Annotated in this window: 3 protein-coding genes and 2 pseudogenes; 3 read left to right on the forward strand and 2 right to left on the reverse strand. The window is 65.0% G+C overall.

What is annotated here, in order from left to right; translation table 11 throughout:
• Window positions 1-335 (forward strand): annotated as a pseudogene (locus tag HP499_RS24935) (cupin); the annotation flags it as partial.
• A gap of 64 nt (window positions 336-399) precedes the next feature.
• A complete protein-coding gene (locus HP499_RS23010; RefSeq protein ID WP_172326382.1) occupies window positions 400-1,254 on the forward strand; it encodes a sucrase ferredoxin in 855 nt (284 codons plus the stop codon).
• Between the two features lie 23 nt (window positions 1,255-1,277).
• Here the strand turns inward: HP499_RS23010 and HP499_RS23015 are convergent, their stop codons facing one another.
• A complete protein-coding gene (locus HP499_RS23015) occupies window positions 1,278-1,442 on the reverse strand; it encodes a hypothetical protein (protein ID WP_172326383.1) in 165 nt (54 codons plus the stop codon).
• 117 nt (window positions 1,443-1,559) lie between these two features.
• Between HP499_RS23015 and HP499_RS23020 the strand changes: the two genes are divergently transcribed.
• Window positions 1,560-2,432 (forward strand): spermidine synthase, encoded by an 873-nt coding sequence (locus HP499_RS23020; protein WP_172326384.1) that lies wholly within the window; start codon window positions 1,560-1,562, stop codon window positions 2,430-2,432.
• 25 nt (window positions 2,433-2,457) lie between these two features.
• Here the strand turns inward: HP499_RS23020 and HP499_RS23025 are convergent.
• Window positions 2,458-2,831, reverse strand: a pseudogene (locus HP499_RS23025) (ABC transporter ATP-binding protein); the annotation flags it as partial.

A 2,831-nucleotide genomic window follows, 5' to 3' on the forward strand; every position in this document is an offset into this window, starting at 1 on the left:
GCCTCGCAGCCGCTGTCATGGAAGCGGAAACCACATCCCTTTTCCACCGCGCCCGAAGGGGACAAGGGCGTCCGGCTCCTCTGGGTCCGGTGGCCCAACGTGCGGCCCTTGACGGACTCAGGCCGGAGTCGGTGGTGCGGCTCAGGGACGCCTTGGAAGCACGGCTGGAGGGCTCACGCTTATCGACCCGCGTTGGCTGGCTCGATTTTCCCGAGGACAATATGCCCTCCGTGCGGCGTCTGCTGGAGGGCGGGGATCATCTGGTGGCTGATCTCGGGATTGAGCTGGTCGAAAGGCTCTTGCGCGCAGGAGTTCTCGTCCCCGTTGAACAGTGACTTTCCCGTGGCCGCAACGGGGCGTTTTTTCTGCGCGGAAAGCGCCAGGGTACGCGGTGACTCGATGGCAGGCACGGCGTCACCGTCCTTGGTGTGGGTCCTTGTGGAGTACCCGGGTGCGTGGCCGCCCAACGGATTCGATGGCCTTGACCTGGAGCCCGGGACAAAGGCCCTGGTCAGTTCCGCCGCGCGGACTGCCCGTGCGCGGGTCCTCTTGGTGCGGCGGCCCGGCCCCCGGCGGTTAGGTGCCCGCCGGCGGCATGGTCCGGCCAAGTGGGCCGTACTTCGGCACGAAAGCTCCGGGGCTTATCGCCAATTGTGGGGAACGTGGGACCGGGATGAGGACCTGGCGGAGATTGCCTTGGCTTTGGCATCTCCCGGCGAGACCGGATTCCCGCCGACCATCCTGATCTGTGCCCATGGGCAGCATGACACCTGCTGCGCCGTGCGGGGACGGCCGGTGGTGCGCGCGCTCACGGAGCGTTGGCCGGAGCTGGTGTGGGAATGTTCGCATGTTGGGGGTGACAGGTTCGCTGCCAATGCTGTCATTGCCCCGGACGGCGTGTACTACGGGGGGCTCGACGCCGGATCCTCCATCGCCACCATTGAGGAGCATTTATCCGGGCGGATCCATGCAGGGTACCTGCGCGGGTATACGGATCTCCTGCCCCCGCAGCAAGCCGCTGTTGCGGCCGTCCTGGCGCAGTTCGGCCCTGCCGGCCGGCATGACTATGTGGTCGCTGAGGCCCTGCGTGAGGGCGATTATTGGCGCATCCGGATCAGCGGCCGGCCGCCCCACCCGGCAAATATCGAGGTGGAATTGCGGGCGGGCAGGGGCCCGGAGCGCCAGTTGACGTGCCGGGCAGTGGCGCCGGGCTCGGTGATAGTCTACGAACTCACGTCCATCCGGCGAACGTGACGCCCACAAGCCGAGGACTTCGCTTAAGGCGTTTTGGGTGATTCGGGATCGTCGGGGGGATCCATATCCAGTGGAGGGTCCAGGAGCCCCGGAGGTTTGGGCACCCTGGCAAGCATGAGGCAGACGACGGTCAGCCACGCCACTGCCACCGTCAGCACCTCCGCCCACACAGTTTCTCCAAGATCCATGTAGAGATCATAGGACCCAATGGCCCTAAATCATAAGTATCCTTAGTGTTGGTGGGCGGTGAGGGGGAATGTGTCGCTCCACTAGGCTTGAAGCATGACTCGGACGGGGCGGAAATAGTGGCGAAACGCGGTAAAAGGTCGACGACGGGAGTCGTCGAGGTGCCGTCCGGCGCCCGCCCTGATGGTCCAGTGGCGGGGATCTATTACATCGATACCGGCGACTGCGAACTCATCCCGGACCAGGACAACTCCAACGGCTGGTTGCTGAAGATCAACGGCGTCATGAGCTCGCACATCGACCTCGCGGACCCGCTGTTCCTGGATTTCGAATATATGCGGTGGATTGCCGCACTGGTTGAATCGCGCTGGCCCCGCGAACAGAAACCGAAGCTGCGTGCCCTGCATCTTGGCGGGGGAGCATGCTCCATGGCCCGCTACTTCCATGCGGCCTACCCCGAAGCCCGGCAGGTAGTGGTGGAGCTGGACGGCAAGCTTGCCGATTACGTCCGCGGTTGGTTCGACCTGCCCAAGGCGCCGTTGTTGAGGCTCCGCGTCGGTGAAGCCAGGCAGGTCACTGAATCCCTCACTCCCGATACCCGCGACCTCATAATCCGCGATGTCTTCGCCGGAGCATTCACGCCCCGGGCCTTGACCACGCGCGAATTCACGGCGCACGCTGACGCGGTCCTGGCTCCGGACGGCCTGTATGTGGTCAACTCCGGGGACGCCCCCGACCTCAAGAACGCCCGCGCCGATGCCGCCACGATCGCTGACACGTTCGAGCACACCATGATCATCGCGGACCCCGCCATGCTCAAAGGACGCCGCTACGGCAACATGATCATGGCCGGCAGCCACGCACCTTTCGGTGATGACCCCACCTTGGCCCGCAAACTCCTGGGCGGGGGCGTCCCTGCGCACATCTGGGACGACGCGAAAGTGCGCGCGTTCGCCAAGGGAACCCCGGTGCGGCACGACCCCCGGGAGTGAGTTTCTGCACTACAAAAACTCCGGATCAATTCCGGCTGAGTGAGCTGTTCCAGGCCTCCCACAACGTGGCATACCTGCCGCCGGTGGCCAGCAGTTGCTCATGCGGGCCCGATTCAATGATCTGCCCGTGCTCCATCACCACCACGGTGTCTGCGGAGGCTGCCTGTGATAATCGGTGTGCGATCACCACGGACGTCCGGCCTGCCAGTGCGGCTTCGGCAGCCTCATCCAGCATGGTGGCCGAGCCTGTTCCCGCCTCGGCTGTGGCTTCGTCGAGGACTGCGATGGGCGGATCCTTAAGCATCAGCCGGGCAAGAGCCAGTTGCTGCGCTTGCTCGGGGGTGAGTTGGTGCCCGCCGGCGCCTACGGGCGTCTCCAGTCCGTCGTCGAGCATGTCAG

Origin of the sequence: Paenarthrobacter sp. CM16, assembly GCF_013179505.1 — a bacterium.
GTDB lineage: Bacteria > Actinomycetota > Actinomycetes > Actinomycetales > Micrococcaceae > Arthrobacter.

Coding starts and splice junctions, on each gene's coding strand:
- HP499_RS23015 (WP_172326383.1), bottom strand. CDS start 1,442: ATGGATCTTGGAGAAACTGTGTGGGCGGAGGTGCTGACGGTGGCAGTG.
- HP499_RS23010 (WP_172326382.1), top strand. CDS start 400: ATGGCAGGCACGGCGTCACCGTCCTTGGTGTGGGTCCTTGTGGAGTAC.